Origin of the sequence: Mesorhizobium carmichaelinearum, assembly GCF_900199455.1 — a bacterium.
Taxonomy (GTDB): domain Bacteria; phylum Pseudomonadota; class Alphaproteobacteria; order Rhizobiales; family Rhizobiaceae; genus Mesorhizobium; species Mesorhizobium carmichaelinearum.
This window is the reverse complement of record NZ_FZQR01000003.1, coordinates 622,376-636,116: the sequence shown is the minus strand read 5'-3', so window position 1 is coordinate 636,116 and position 13,741 is coordinate 622,376. Positions and strand designations below refer to the sequence as shown.

Here is a 13,741-nt window from a genome sequence, read left to right as displayed (position 1 = left end):
TTTATCTGTTCCTTCCGATCTCAGAGCACGCCGGCTTCGTTCTTGAGCTTGTCGACCAGTTCGGCGACGCTCTTGACCTTGACGCCTGCCTTGCGGCCGCTTGGCTCTTCGGTCTTGATGACCTTGAGGCGCGGCTTGACGTCGGCGCCGTAGTCGGCCGGGCTCTTTTCGTCGAGCTGCTTCTTCTTGGCCTTCATGATGTTGGGCAAAGAGGCATAGCGCGGCTGGTTGAGGCGAAGGTCGGCGGTGATGATCGCCGGCATCTTCAGCTCAACCGTCTGCAGGCCACCGTCGACTTCACGCGTCACCTTGGCCTTGTCGCCTTCGAGCACGACCTTGGAGGCGAAGGTGCCTTGCGCCCAGCCGAGCAGCGCCGCCAGCATCTGGCCGGTCTGGTTCGAGTCGTCGTCGATCGCCTGCTTGCCGAGGATGACCAGGCCGGGCTGTTCGGCGTCGACGACGCCCTTCAGCACCTTGGCGACACCGAGCGGCTCGGTCTGCTCGTCGGTCTTGACCAGGATGGCGCGGTCGGCGCCCATGGCGAGCGCGGTGCGCAAGGTTTCCTGCGCCTGCTGCGGGCCGATCGAGACGACGATGATTTCCTCGGCCTTGCCGGCTTCCTTCAGCCGGATCGCCTCTTCCACCGCGATCTCGTCGAACGGGTTCATCGCCATCTTGACGTTGGCAAGTTCCACCGCCGAACCATCAGCCTTCACGCGAACCTTGACGTTCGCATCCACAACCCGCTTCACGGGCACAAGGATCTTCATTTGCCTGTCACCTCTTCACGCTAGTTGGGCGCGCTATAACAGCTTGCGCCCCTTCTGAGTTGTCGAAAGCCGACATTCCTGACTGAATTCCGGCCAGACGGAATTCTGGCCGGATGGAAATTCTGGTCTTTGCCCGCCTTGGACTGCTCCTTAACAGCCTTGGGGCTCAGACGGAGACGTTTCCGTAGTTGCGGCAACCCTTGACGTCAATACGCTGAAAGCGGCTCAAATCGGTTCAGTTTGAGCCGGAGGGGTTTCCCCGGCCCCAGCGCGTTGTGGTCGCCGACGGTTCAGGGGCCGCCGGTTCGGCGGCAAGCGACGGCTGGTCTGATGTGGGAGCCACCGTATCCTCGTCGGCGCCGGCAAAAAGCGGCACGCCGCGCCTGCGCAAGACCAGCACCAGCACGGCGCCGGCAATGATGCCGCCGATGTGGCAGGCCCATGAGATCTGGTCCTCGCCACCGGCGGCGAACATGAAGACCTGGAACAGCACCCACAGGACAAGCGGGATGAAGGCTGGAATGCGCAAAGGGATGCGGGCAAAGGCCAGCACCCAGACCTTCACCCTGGGATAGAGGATCAAATAGGCGACAACCACGCCGGCGATAGCACCGGAGGCGCCGATCAGCGGCACCTGCGAATTCCACGCGACGAGGCCCTGGAAGGCGGCGCCGGCGATGGCGCACAGCAGATAGAAGATCAGGTAGCGGATGTGGCCGAGCGCGTCCTCGACATTGTCGCCAAACACCCACAGGAACAGCATGTTGCCGCCAAGGTGGAAGATGTCGGCGTGCAGGAAGGAATAGGTGAGGTAGCTCAGGCTTTCGGGGATGATGACAAAGCGCGGGTCGAGTTCGGCCGTGTCGTGAACGACGGATGGAATGAAACCAAGGCCAAGCACGGCCGCATTGGTGAAGTTCTCGCCGCCCAGTGCCGTTGCGCAATAGACCAGTGCGTTGGCCACGATCAGGCCGATCGTCACATATTGCAGCCGGATATGACGCAGCCTGTTGGTGTCGTAAAGCGGGATGAACATGCGTGCCTGGCCCCCTCCCGCTTTATGGTCCGTTCAGCGGTTCTTGCCGGGAACCCATAGCACGTCGGCATTTCCATTGTCATTGACCGCCCGGGCAGCGACAAACAGGAAATCCGAGACGCGGTTGATGTATTTCAGCCCGTCGCGGTTGACGTGTTCGCCCGGGTCTTGCGCCAGCGCCACCATCAGCCGTTCGGCCCGCCGCGCCACGGTGCGGGCGAGGTGAAGCGCCGCAGCCGCCGGCGTGCCACCGTTGAGCACGAAGGATTTGAGCGGCTGCAGATCGTTGTTGAGGAGATCGATGTCGTTTTCGACACGGTCGGTCTGCGTGGCAACAATGCGCAGCGGCTCATAGCCGAGTGGCTTGCCATCATCGGGGACGGCCAGGTCGGCGCCAAGGTCGAAGAGATCGTTCTGGATGCGCGACAGCATGGCATCGATCGCAGGGTGGCTGGTTGCCGTATGGACCCGCGCGATGCCGATGCAGGCATTGGCTTCGTCGACCGTGCCATAGGCATCCACCCGCAGATCGGATTTCAGCCGCCGCTCGCCGGTGCCGAGACCCGTCGTGCCGTCATCGCCGGTGCGGGTGTAGATCTTGTTGAGCTTGACCACGTCGTCTCCCCCCGCTGCCGATATCCTCACTTGCGGGTGAAATACACGGCCAGCAGGATCAGCGCCAGCGCCACGGCCTGCAGCATGACGCGTGCCTGCATCAGCTTGTTCGAGGTGACGCCGGAACCGCCGCGCATCATGTTGATGAGGCCACGGATCAGTACAATCACCACGGCGGCCATGACCAGAATGGCGAGGATGTTGAAGACGGTTGCCATTGTAGCGTTTCCAGTTGTTTTCGCGTTCAGGCGCGTTTGGCCATCAGGCGGTAGAGTATCGATGCCGGCAGGACGCGTTTGAGTGCGGCGCCGATCTTAGCCGGCACTGTTACCACATAGTGCGGGCGCGGGCGCCGCGACAGAAGTGCATGGCGCAGAACCTTGTGGACCACTTCCGGCCCGGGTTTCAGCGCCGATTGGCTGCCGCCGGCGCGCAGCCTTTCCAACTGCGCCGCATAGTCCGCGCTGTGCACGGAATTCTCGATGTCGATGTTTTTCAGGAACCAGGGCAGGCCATTGCTGGCGATCTTCGATTTCACCGGCCCTGGTTCGATCAGGCAAACATGGACGCCGCTGCCTTCCAGTTCCTGGCGCTGGCAGAGCATCAGCGCCTCGAGCGCATGTTTCGACGCCGAATAGGCGCCGCGAAAGCGCACCGGCACGAGACCGAGGATCGACGAGCAATGGACGATGCGGCCATGACCCTGGCGGCGCATTACCGGCACGAGACGGCGGGTCAAATCGTGCCAGCCGAAGAAATTGACCTCGAACTGCTCCTTCAGCGCGGCCACCGACAGATCCTCGACCGCGCCGGCCTGAGCGTAAGCGCCGTTGTTGAACAGGGCGTCGAGCCGGCCGCCGGTGCGGTCGAGCACTGAAGTCACCAAGGCAGCGATCGAGACCGGTTCGCTATAATCGAGGTAATAAGCCTCGATGCCGTCGCTTTCCAAGGCAGCGATGTCCTCGGGTTTTCGGGCCGTGGCGAACACCCGCCAGCCTTCCGCCTTGAGTGCCCGGGCGCAATATGCACCTATGCCGGACGAGGCGCCGGTGACGATGATGGTGCGCAATTCCTGCGCCATCGGACTCGTGGTTTCGCCAAGGGTTGCCATTTGCCGCATTCACTTCCCATATTCGCGGCGTCGAGACAATCGAAGGGAACGCGGGTTCTTGTTGCGGAATATTGTCGCCCTGCGCCGCGTGCTCTACGACGCGCTCGGTCATTTCAACACCGATGACGGCTGGGCGATGGCCAGCCATCTGGCGATCACCTCGCTGATGGCGCTGTTTCCGTTCCTGATCTTCGCCACGACGCTGGGCAGCTTCCTCGGCGCGCAGGCCTTTGCCGACACGGCCGTGCATCTGGTCTTCGACACTTGGCCGGATCAGATCGCCAAGCCGATCGCGCATGAGGTGCTGAACGTGCTGACCGTCCGGCGTACCGATCTGTTGACCTATGGCGTGCTGCTTGCCGCCTATTTTGCTTCGAACGGCATCGAGGCGCTGCGTACATCGCTCAACCGCGCCTATCGCGTCACCGAGACACGTGGGATCATCTATCGTCGTGTGCAGAGCCTGTTCTTCGTGCTGATCGCGACGGCCGGTTTCCTGGCGATCAGCGTGCTTCTGGTGTTCGCGCCTCTGCTGGCGCGACTGGCGGAAGCCCATTTCGAGTGGATAAAGCCCTATACCGGCACGATCACGCTGTGGCGCTACGTCATCGCCTCAGCCGTCATCATCGGTGGGCTGTTTTCGGTGCACTACTGGCTGCCGGCCGGCAAGCGCCGCTTCGTCTCGCTGGTGCCGGGCATCGTCTTCACACTGGCGGCATGGCTCATCGGCTCGACGATGTTCGCCACCTATCTCGATCATTTCTCGTCCTATGTGACGACCTATGCTGGCCTCGCCTCGATCATGATCGCGGTGGTCTTCCTCTACATCGTCTCGGCGATCTTCATCCTCGGCGGCGAGCTCAATGCCGCCATCAGCCGTTATCTGGAGGCGCGGGCGCGGGTCGGATGAGGAAGGAAGAACTGGAGAACTGGAGAATTGAAGATTGGCCATATCTGGCTGGGTGCTTCTTCCTCAATTCCTCAATTCCTCAATTCCTCAATTCTCCCCTTGGCCGGCCGCGCCGTCGCCAGGCCAACGCCGAAGGTCGTGATCGCCATGCCGACAATCTGCAGTGCGTTGAGTTGTTCGTCGAATAGCGCCCAGGCGATGATCGCCGTCACCGCCGGCACCAGGTAGAACAGCGAGGCGACTTTCGACATTTCGCCGTCGCGGATCATCACCATCAGCAGGAAGATGGCGCCGAGCGACAGCACCAGAACCAGCCAAGCCATGGCGAAGATCAGTTCGCCGTTGATGACGACGGTGTGCGTCTCGAAGGCGAGCGCGGCCAGGATCATCAGCGAAGCGCCGCCGACATATTGCCACATGGTCGCCGCCACGAGGTCGCCGCTGGAAGCAAAGCGCTTCTGCCAGATTGTGCCGGCGCTCATGCCGAGCACCGAGACCAGCGAGGCGGTCAGCGTTGCCGCCGTCACGCCGCCGCTAATCGCGCCGAGCTTCGGCCACAGCACGATGACGATGCCGATCAGGCCGATGCCAAGGCCAAGCCAGTGGCGCGGCAGGATCGCCTCGCCGAGAAACTTGCCGGCAAGCACGGCGGTGATCAGCGGCTGCAGGCCGACGATCAGGGCCGAAAACCCGGCCGGCATGCCCCGGTGGATGGCCCAGAAGACGGCGCCGAGATAGACGCCATGCATCAGCACGCCGGCGCCGGTGGCATGCAGCGCCTCCTTGCGGGTGGCTCGTTTCGAGCCCAGCACGGGCATCAGGGCAGCCAGCAGGATGGCCGCTATGACGAAACGCGCGGCAAGGAAGGTGAACGGCTCCGCCCACGGCATGGCGTAGCGGGCGCCGATAAAGCCGGTCGCCCACAGGACGACGAAGGTGGCGGGGATGAACCGCTTGATGCTTTGCATTTTTCCGGAGACCGCAGGCTGGCGAGAACTGAACGTGCCGATGCTCTAATCCCGTTCAACCCGGCGTGCAAAACGAAACGATTGATCCATGCATCACGGGAATTCAACCGGCGGCGACTTCGTCACGCGTTCGAAAGCTCCCTCCAGTTCAGAGTCCGACCATAAGCCTGATATCGTCAGGGGTCGCGCCGGACCCGCGCAGCTTGGCAAGGCCGGTATCGCCAAGGCTCTTCGACAGTTTCCGCCCGTCCGGTCCGAGAATAAGCCGATGGTGGAAATAGGCGGGTTGCGGCAGCCCAAGCAGTTCCTGCAGCAGGCGCTGCACGCCGGTGGCGGAAAACAGGTCCTGTCCGCGCACTATATGGCTGACGCCTTGCAGGGCGTCGTCCATGACGACGGCGAGGTGGTAGCTGGTTGGGATGTCGCGGCGCGCCACGATCACGTCGCCCCAGTCCTGCGGGCGCGCTTCGACCGAGCGCGTCACCGATAGCGTCTCATCGGTGAATTCTGCCCATGCGAGGTCCTTGCCGACACGCGCCATGGCGGCGCCGATATCCAGCCGCCAGGCAAAGGGCTCGTTATCGGCGATGCGCCGTTCGCGTTCCTTCACGGGCAGCGTCTTGTCGGCGGGGGGATAGAGCGGCACGCCGTCGGGATCGCGCGGCCAGTCACGCCCGTGCTTTTCACTGTCGGCGATGAAGGCCCTGATCTCGCCACGGCTCATGAAGGCGGGATAGACGATGTCCTCGCGGATCAGCTGGTCAAGCACCGCCTCGTACTCCGCGAAATGCTCGGACTGGCGGCGCACCGGTTCTTCCCAGCCAAGGCCCATCCATTTCAGGTCGGCAAGCACGCCGGCCTCCAATTGCGGCGTGCAGCGTGTGGTGTCGATGTCCTCGATGCGCAGCAGCAGGCGACCGCCACTGGCCTTTGCGAGCGTCTGGTTGAGCAGCGCCGAATAGGCGTGGCCGAGATGCAGGTCGCCGTTGGGGCTGGGCGCGAAGCGGAATGTCAGGAGCGTCATGTCTCAAGCGGCAATCGGGTTGTGCGGCGGTTTCGGCCGTTGCTACTTTGCTGCACATTGGCGGACAAGGATACCATGCAGCGCATCGTGACACTGGACGACATTGCGCGCGGGCTCGATGCGCTTTGCGTCATCGACCCGCGCCTGGAAAAGGTGCGCGGCATGGCCGGCGAGGTGCCGCTCAGGCTTTCGGAGCCTGGCTTCAGGAGCCTGGCTTCCATCATCGTCTCGCAGCAGGTCTCCCGGGCGAGCGCCGATGCCATCTTCGGCCGGCTGACGAAGCTGGTCAACCCGCTGACGCCGCAGGCGATCCTGGCCGCCGGCGAGGACATGTTTCGCGAGGCCGGCCTGTCGCGGCCCAAGCAGCGTGGCCTGATCGCAATTGCCCAGGCTGTGGCCGACGGCCTCGACCTCAATCACCTCTGTTCGCTCGACGCTGACGAGGCCATTACGGCGATGACGGCGGTGCCCGGCATCGGCCCGTGGACGGCGGAAGTGTACCTTCTGTTTGCCGCCGGGCACCCAGACATCTTCCCCGCACGGGATGTCGCACTACAAACGGCAGTCGGTCATGCGCTCGGCATCGACCCGCGTCCGCCGGAGAAAACACTGATCGCATTGGCCGAATCATGGAGCCCGTGGCGAGGTGTCGCATCGCGGCTTTTCTGGTCCTATTATCGCGAAACCAGGGGCAGGGACGCCGCACCGCCCGCCTGAATCCGCAAAAAAGCATAAAAATCATGCTTTTTTGGCACGTCGCGCGAACCACAATCCGCTTCACATCCCTGTCATGTCGGGCTTACAGTATCCGCGCCGTTCGGGTCTAGAACCAAGGAGGTAAACAAGGTGACGGTTGCCGTATCTCCGGATGGGCTTCCAGCGCTGGTGCTGAATGCGGATTACCGTCCGCTCAGCTATTACCCCTTGTCGCTCTGGTCCTGGCAGGACGCCATCAAGGCGGTGTTCCTCGACCGGGTGAACATCGTCGCCGAATACGAGCATGCGGTGTCGTCGCCGACCTTCTCGATGAAGCTGCCGAGCGTGGTCAGCCTGAAGGCCTATGTGAAGCCGTCCAGGCATCCGGCCTTCACCCGCTTCAACGTCTTCCTGCGCGACCGCTTCCAGTGCCAGTATTGCGGCACGCCCGAGGATCTGACCTTCGACCATGTCATCCCTCGCCATCGTGGCGGTGCGACGACCTGGGAGAATGTCGTCGCCGCCTGTTCGCCCTGCAATCTGAGGAAGGGCGGCATGATGCCGGCGCATGCCAAGATGTGGCCGCTGCAGAAGCCTTATCAGCCGACGGTGCATGATCTGCACAACAACGGCCGCCTGTTCCCGCCGAACCATCTGCATGAAAGCTGGATGGATTATCTCTACTGGGATGTCGAGTTGGAGCCATAGTGTCGGCGCCTGGAGCCGATTGGCCAGCGCATGTACAAGATCACGATCGAGTGCCTTGAGGTTGCGCCGGCGTTAGGCCCGCAAGCTGCCATCGACATAGAGCAAGAGTTTCGCGCCAACCGAAAGTGGCACGAGCAGCCGAGTTGCACCTATGCCGGCGGGAAACTCCTGCTTGTTGCAAGAAATGACTTTGACGCCGACGGAAAGGCCCTGCTCGACGAATTCTGGGACTGTCTCGCTGCGTATCTTGGAAAACACAGAGACATGAATATCCTCAGCGTCGAACAGGTCTGAAGTCACCCTGATCAGTGTTAGTCGCGGGAAAGCACGCCGCGAAAGGCGACGGCGGCCAGGACAAGGCTGGCGATGGCGTTCCAGCCGGCCAGCGACAGTCCCAGGATGCGCAGGGCGGCCTTGTCGCAGGAGGGCGGCACGAATTTGTCGAGCGCGTCGAGAACGCCCTTGCCACCGGTGTCGACCGGGCCTGCACCCGCCGTGCAATCGGTCGGGCCGGCCCACCACTGCCATTCGACACCGGAATGGTAGACGCCGAGATAGAGGCCGTAGAGCATCAGCAGGCCGCCAATGCCCAGCAGGCCGCGAGTCAGCCAGGCCGGCGCCCGCAGCATCGATGCAATCACCGCCAGCACCATCAGCGGCGCGCCGATATAATAGGGGGTGCGCTGCTCCAGGCAGAGATGGCAGGGGATATAGCCGCCAATGTACTGGAAGCCGAGCGCCGAGCCGACGGTCGCGGCCATGGCGACGGCGAGAAACAGGGCGGTCCGCGTCCGCTGGCGTCCGGTATCGGCATTCATGGTCGCTGTCATGGGTCTTTCGTCCGTTGAGTTCGCCGCCCGCCAGGTCCGCTTGCCCCGTTCAGAACCGTTACCTGGTTTTGACGAGGCCTCAGAAGGCGTATTTGACGACGATATAGAGCAAAATCAGGGCAGCCGCGGCGGCGCCGACGATCAGGCCAAGGCGCTTTTCGATGAACTCGCGGATCGACTCGCCGTAGCGGCGCAACAGCCACGCCAGCAGCAGGAAACGGGCGCCGCGCGCCAAGATCGCCGAGACGATGAAGACAACAAGATTGATGTGAAGCGCCCCGGCCAGAATAGTGACCACCTTGATCGGCGGCAGGTGCGCAACGCCGGATGTGACGAGCAGCATCAGCATTAGCCCGGTGCCGGACGACTGCCACTTCTCGAACGTGGCAAGGCCGCCGAAGTGTTCCAGGATCGGCCGTGCTATCGTGTCATAGGCGTAGTAGCCGATCAGCCAGCCGGCAATGCCGCCCAGCACGGACGCAACGGTGGCGGTCAGCGCGTAGCGATAGGCGCGTTCGGGCCGCGCCAACGCCATGGGCAGGAAAAGTACGTCGGCCGGAATGAAGAACACCGAGCTTTCGACGAAAGCGATGAAGGCCAGCCACCATTCGGCGGACTTGCGTGCAGCGAGAGACAAGGTCCAGTCGTACAGTCCGCGAAGCATCGGCTCTCCTATGCGTGTCGCCCAAAAGTGCGCAGATGCCTGGGGTGAAACAAGACCCAAAGCGCGCGCGGCCATCCTTACAGATGCGCCATGCTGCATGCGCCGCCTGTCTAGAAAGATTTTCCGCGCTGCACAATGGCAGCGCCGTGATGAAAATCAAAAGGCGAAGATTGGTCGCATCCGCGCGCCTGGCTCTCAAATCGAACGTGCGGCTACGAGTCTCTGTTGAGTGGGGCGTCGGATTTTCCCGAAACGGGCTCCAGCGCTGTCGAAGGGATGATTTGATAGAGCGCCGCACGGCTTTTCCAGAGGGGCGGCTGTTTCACTCAGCGCTGCCTGGCGAAATAAATGCCAGTATTGCAAGTATCAAAAATAGGGATAAAGTCGATGTCTCGCGGAAAGCTTTTGAATATTGCGATGCAACATATCTATTGTTGAGAAAGACGGCTTAGGTGAGCAACGCGGTCGATCGATTGAAAATGGCGACGTCGATTTTGAACTTTGAGGCGCGGAGAGAGAATGGACATCTTGCGATTTACAAGTTGCCCATTGGACGATGGGGGAGGTTCCTACATATGATGCGGGTCGAAGGCGTGACATATCGACGGCATGTGCAAAAATGGCTGATCGTGGCCGCTTGTGCCGTGATCGGGCATGCCGCGTCCGCAGGCTCCCTGGCGCCGGTCGGTGGGCCCTGGCAGAGCGGAGGCGGTTTGCCATTCGACAAGGACACCCGCAAGTCGGTGAGCGGAATCGCCTGTGCGCTTCAACCGGCTCCGCGAAGATGTCTGTTGGCATTGGATGAAGGCATCGCTACGCGCACGATCCTGTTGGGGGATGGATCCTATGCGGTGGACGAAAAGCCGCTCGACTTACCGCTGGACGGCGCTGAGTTGGACGCCGAAGCCGCCGCTGCCGACAATGGCTATTACTATCTGGCCGGCTCGCATGCGCGTAAGCGCAAACACTGCGATGAGAATCCAGCCAGCCACCATTTGCTCCGCATCGGTTATGATCCGGCCAGCGGAGCCGTTCTGACAGACGCCAATGGCAAGATAAGCGATATCACCGACGCCACCGGGCTGGACAAGGTTTTTGCTGCCGTTTCGGGTGTCAAAGAGCATCTCGACGACTGTCTTAAGGACGGCCAAGGCGTGGACATCGAAGGTATGGCCGTCATGGGGCCGAAGCTGTATCTGGGCTTTCGGGGACCGGCGAACGCCGGCTATGCGCCAATTCTGGCTCTCGACAAGAAGGCCCTGTTCGCCAATGAACCCGCCTCGCCCGAATTGACCAATCTAGAGGTTGGCAAGGGGCGCGGCATCCGTGATCTGGCAGCCGTCAAGGACGGTATCCTGGTCCTTGCCGGGCCAGGAGATGCGGAACCGAGCGCTGGTACGTCTCCGCCAACATGGACCTTCAGCCTGTGGGATGGCTCGCATGATGATGGCGGCAAGGCTACGCCCAAATTGTTGACCGAACTTGACCTGTCAGGGGTCGCGCTCCGCGATGGCGCGGGCTGTGACGATAAGGAAATCAAACCGGAAGGCATTGCAGTGCTCAGCGATGAGCCGCATCACCTTAAAATTCTGGTCTTGTCCGACGGCATGTGCGATGGCGGCCCCCTGGTCTTCTCCGTCGATTTCTAGGGGCATCGCTATCGCGGGTGGTGAAATCTGGCGGTATCCGGGATTGCCGGCAATTGGCCAGTTGACGAACAGGCCTCCGACCGTATAGTCCGCGCCCATCCAGGCCGCCCGGCCTGAGCCCCTATGGCGGAATTGGTAGACGCGCTCGACTCAAAATCGAGTTCCGCAAGGAGTGCTGGTTCGATCCCGGCTAGGGGCACCATCCTTCGCTCTTCGAGCTTCGGATGGCAGGCCATCCAAGACTTGTTAGACGAAGGAGTGTCCTCTGAAGCCTTGGCGAAGAGGATTAGCACAGGTTTCGGCTCAGCGCCGCCGAGGTGCACCGTCTGAAAATGCGCGTTGCCGGTTCGGGCTGTCCGGAGCGGTGGATTTCGCCGCCCCGGATGCAACTGACAGATGGATGAAGGCCTGTGCCAAAGCCAAGCCCTTAACTCTCGCCAATTCGCTCAGAGCGAGTGCTTGTAGCCGATCCCGATGTTCCATTTGTCGCCGGCGAGACCGTTGTAGGGAGCCGAAGTCGTGTCCGTCTTCTTCCAGGAGTACCCGACGCTGGCATAGACCGCGTTGGTCGGGTCGATGTTGTAGGTCACGCCGGTGGCCAGCTTCGGCGTTTCCCAGGTGGTGCTGAAGGCATTGCGGTAGCGGAAGTTGAAGACGTTCCAGGTCCACTGCTTGGACAGCTTCCAATCGCCCGCGAGATAGAGGGCGTAGTAGGGAACATTCGCGTTGGCATCCGCATCCTTGATGATGCCGGTGTCGTGCCAGGTGTAGCCGAGCCCGAGGCTCGGGGTCAGGCTGAAGGCATCGGTGATCTTGATTTTGTAGCCGAGGCTCGCTTCGGCGTAGTACTGCGACTTTCCGCCAGTCTTGAAGGTCGGCTGGATAAAGATCCCGCCGACAAAATTATTGTCGAAATTGTGCGAAACGCTGAGCTTGTAGTAGGTGTCGGCAAGCGAGCGGGCGGTGTTGCTGCCATTGTCGATGGCGTAGAATTCCGGGTCCCCCTCGATTGCAATCGTCCAGGTCGGCGCTGCCGGTGGCGGGGCTTCGACCAGGTCGGCTGCAAGGGCCGATGTGGCCATGGACAAGCAGACGCCCAATGGGGCGATGATGGTGCGCAAAAGCATGGTCTTTCCTCGAGATGTGGCGGCGCATCGGGATGGAGCGGCGCGTTGGGATGTGGCGGCGATTTAGCTAGGCGCGCGCTATTGCAGTTATGTGACGATGTGCCATTCGTCTGGACCGCTTTTGTCCAAACGGCTCTCGGTAAGATATTGGCGGTGCGGTTTGGCCACACCCGCGAGGCTGTGACGGGGGGATCCATTGGCGATCGCGCAGGCGATCCTGGTGGTCATGGGGGCGTCGGAACCGCCGCTTCGCCTCGGTTTCCGCCGATGCGCAGGCTCGGCCACCGGAGCTGGCGATTTCGTAACGGCCAAGCGGGGCCCGGTCTCACCACCGGCCCAGCGGGCTCTTCATACGCAGGCGGGCGGCGAGGCGGCCCTGGCCATCCTGACGGCCGACATGCCTCGGCAATGCGATCAAGACGCCTTGCGCGCCACGGCGGGATCGCCGTCGTTGGCCGCGCTAAGCTCGCCGGTTGCCAAGAGGTCCAATCCGTCGAATGCCCGTTCGAGATCGGCACTCACATCGGCTGCCGATTCGCTGTGGCGGCCCTGGTGCGTCGGCGTTTCCAGCTTCTGGTGAAGCTCGCGGTTCTCATCGCGGCAACGGGCATGGGCGAGCTCGTCGGTCATGCCGCGCAAGTGCAGATCGGCGAGCTGAACCTTCACCGCGGCACATTCCTTGCGCGCTGCGTCGCGTTCCTCGCGCAACTTCGCGATCTCGGCTTGCGAAGCCTGGCGCCAATGCTCGGCTGCTTCCTCGGCACCATCCGAGACAGGGCTTGGCGGCGCGCGGACAACGGCTTGATCGACAAGCAAAGCGGTGGTCCGGCGCTGGAGCGAGCGCAACTCCCTCTCCAGTCCCGCGGCCCGCTCCTGCGCGGTGGCGGCGCAATCGTTGAGAACGCCGCGCTCGTGCTCGGCCGTGGACAGCCGCGCGTGCAGGTCTTGCTGCGCCGCCATCTGCCGGGACAGTTTGCCGGTCAGTTGCTCGTTGAGAAGCTGGTAATCCGCGGCCTTGGCATGCAGCAGCAAGGCGGCCTGTTCCAGGCCGGCGAGCCGCGATGCAATGTCTTCACGCGCCCGCTCGGCGGCTTGCCTGGCCACAATCTCATCGGCAAGCTGCTCGGAGATCTGCGCCAGGTTCCCTCTCAGGCGCTCGACCTCGACATTCGCCTTGAGAAACCGCGCTTCGCGCTGGTTGGTGTGCCCGTCGGCCTCGGCAATGGCCTGCCGGGTCCTGTCGAGTTCGACCTTCAGCTCGGCGACGGTCGCGTTCGCGATCGACAACTCGCGCGATTTTCGCTCGAGCTCTCTCGACGCGCGATCGTGCAAATGTTCGAGCCTGGCCGACGCCTCCTGCAATTCCCATGTCTCGGCCTCGAGAGCGTCGGCATGGCGCGTTTGCGCATCGAGCCTGACCAGATAGTCCTGCAGGGAGGACCACGCGTGGCGCGACAATTCCAGCCCTTCCGCCACGCCTTTCAAATGGGCGGCCAAATCGTCGCCGGAACGCAGAATCGACCGATGGCTGGACAAGGGGGTGGAAGCGCGCCTGGTCTGGCTCCAGCCTGTTTGAATTGAACCGGGAGAGACAGCCGGCGTGTCCGGCTGGGCCAATCTGGTGGGCACGTCT

General features: G+C 62.4%; 16 protein-coding genes and 1 tRNA gene. 6 read left to right on the top strand and 11 right to left on the bottom strand.

The genetic code is table 11. The features are described 5' to 3' along the window. Positions 1-20 precede the first annotated feature (20 nt). The 5 genes from CKW40_RS09745 to CKW40_RS09725 all read right to left on the bottom strand — a co-directional run bounded on the left by CKW40_RS09745 (position 21) and on the right by CKW40_RS09725 (position 3,532). On the bottom strand, positions 21-770 hold the full coding sequence (locus CKW40_RS09745; protein ID WP_095199680.1) for an electron transfer flavoprotein subunit beta/FixA family protein: 750 nt from the start codon (positions 768-770) through the stop codon (positions 21-23). Between the two features lie 235 nt (positions 771-1,005). Continuing rightward, entirely contained in the window at positions 1,006-1,806 is an 801-nt protein-coding gene (locus tag CKW40_RS09740; protein WP_095199679.1) for a rhomboid family intramembrane serine protease, read from the bottom strand. A gap of 33 nt (positions 1,807-1,839) precedes the next feature. Next, positions 1,840-2,421 carry a cob(I)yrinic acid a,c-diamide adenosyltransferase gene (locus tag CKW40_RS09735; protein WP_095199678.1) on the bottom strand — a complete coding sequence of 194 codons (582 nt, stop codon included), beginning with the start codon at positions 2,419-2,421 and terminating at the stop codon, positions 1,840-1,842. Between the two features lie 26 nt (positions 2,422-2,447). Continuing rightward, the gene (locus CKW40_RS09730; RefSeq protein ID WP_095199677.1) at positions 2,448-2,639 is read right to left on the bottom strand and encodes a twin transmembrane helix small protein; all 192 of its coding nucleotides are present in this window, start codon (positions 2,637-2,639) and stop codon (positions 2,448-2,450) included. 26 nt (positions 2,640-2,665) lie between these two features. Continuing rightward, a complete protein-coding gene (locus tag CKW40_RS09725) occupies positions 2,666-3,532 on the bottom strand; it encodes an SDR family oxidoreductase (protein ID WP_095199758.1) in 867 nt (288 codons plus the stop codon). 58 nt (positions 3,533-3,590) lie between these two features. Between CKW40_RS09725 and CKW40_RS09720 the strand changes: the two genes are divergently transcribed. Next, positions 3,591-4,442, top strand: coding sequence for a YihY/virulence factor BrkB family protein (locus tag CKW40_RS09720; protein WP_095199676.1), 852 nt, complete (start codon positions 3,591-3,593; stop codon positions 4,440-4,442). 71 nt (positions 4,443-4,513) lie between these two features. On the opposite strand, the gene CKW40_RS09715 is transcribed toward CKW40_RS09720, so the two are convergent. Both CKW40_RS09715 and gluQRS read right to left on the bottom strand, forming a co-directional pair. Continuing rightward, positions 4,514-5,410 carry a DMT family transporter gene (locus CKW40_RS09715; protein WP_095199675.1) on the bottom strand — a complete coding sequence of 299 codons (897 nt, stop codon included), beginning with the start codon at positions 5,408-5,410 and terminating at the stop codon, positions 4,514-4,516. A gap of 148 nt (positions 5,411-5,558) precedes the next feature. Next, entirely contained in the window at positions 5,559-6,434 is an 876-nt protein-coding gene (gene gluQRS / locus CKW40_RS09710) for a tRNA glutamyl-Q(34) synthetase GluQRS (RefSeq protein WP_095199674.1), read from the bottom strand. Positions 6,435-6,509: 75 nt separating this feature from the next. Between gluQRS and CKW40_RS09705 the strand changes: the two genes are divergently transcribed. The 3 genes from CKW40_RS09705 to CKW40_RS09695 all read left to right on the top strand — a co-directional run bounded on the left by CKW40_RS09705 (position 6,510) and on the right by CKW40_RS09695 (position 8,132). Beyond that, a complete protein-coding gene (locus tag CKW40_RS09705) occupies positions 6,510-7,151 on the top strand; it encodes a DNA-3-methyladenine glycosylase family protein (protein WP_095199757.1) in 642 nt (213 codons plus the stop codon). Positions 7,152-7,280: 129 nt separating this feature from the next. Then, positions 7,281-7,838 carry an HNH endonuclease gene (locus CKW40_RS09700; protein WP_008874122.1) on the top strand — a complete coding sequence of 186 codons (558 nt, stop codon included), beginning with the start codon at positions 7,281-7,283 and terminating at the stop codon, positions 7,836-7,838. A gap of 30 nt (positions 7,839-7,868) precedes the next feature. Further along, on the top strand, positions 7,869-8,132 hold the full coding sequence (locus tag CKW40_RS09695; protein WP_095199673.1) for a hypothetical protein: 264 nt from the start codon (positions 7,869-7,871) through the stop codon (positions 8,130-8,132). Positions 8,133-8,149: 17 nt separating this feature from the next. Here CKW40_RS09695 and CKW40_RS09690 read toward each other — a convergent pair whose 3' ends face one another. Both CKW40_RS09690 and CKW40_RS09685 read right to left on the bottom strand, forming a co-directional pair. Next, entirely contained in the window at positions 8,150-8,668 is a 519-nt protein-coding gene (locus CKW40_RS09690; protein WP_095199672.1) for a disulfide bond formation protein B, read from the bottom strand. Positions 8,669-8,747: 79 nt separating this feature from the next. Further along, complete coding sequence (locus CKW40_RS09685; protein ID WP_095199671.1) at positions 8,748-9,332, bottom strand: YqaA family protein; 585 nt, start codon at positions 9,330-9,332, stop codon at positions 8,748-8,750. Between the two features lie 452 nt (positions 9,333-9,784). On the opposite strand from CKW40_RS09685, the gene CKW40_RS09680 reads away from it, so the two are divergent. Both CKW40_RS09680 and CKW40_RS09675 read left to right on the top strand, forming a co-directional pair. After that, the gene (locus tag CKW40_RS09680) at positions 9,785-10,981 is read left to right on the top strand and encodes a DUF3616 domain-containing protein (protein ID WP_143748266.1); all 1,197 of its coding nucleotides are present in this window, start codon (positions 9,785-9,787) and stop codon (positions 10,979-10,981) included. A gap of 117 nt (positions 10,982-11,098) precedes the next feature. Then, positions 11,099-11,183, top strand: a tRNA-Leu gene (locus tag CKW40_RS09675). A gap of 244 nt (positions 11,184-11,427) precedes the next feature. Here the strand turns inward: CKW40_RS09675 and CKW40_RS09670 are convergent. Continuing rightward, positions 11,428-12,108 carry a TonB-dependent receptor gene (locus CKW40_RS09670; protein WP_095199669.1) on the bottom strand — a complete coding sequence of 227 codons (681 nt, stop codon included), beginning with the start codon at positions 12,106-12,108 and terminating at the stop codon, positions 11,428-11,430. A gap of 414 nt (positions 12,109-12,522) precedes the next feature. Continuing rightward, a complete protein-coding gene (locus CKW40_RS09665; RefSeq protein WP_179297892.1) occupies positions 12,523-13,470 on the bottom strand; it encodes a coiled-coil domain-containing protein in 948 nt (315 codons plus the stop codon). Positions 13,471-13,741: the final 271 nt, after the last annotated feature.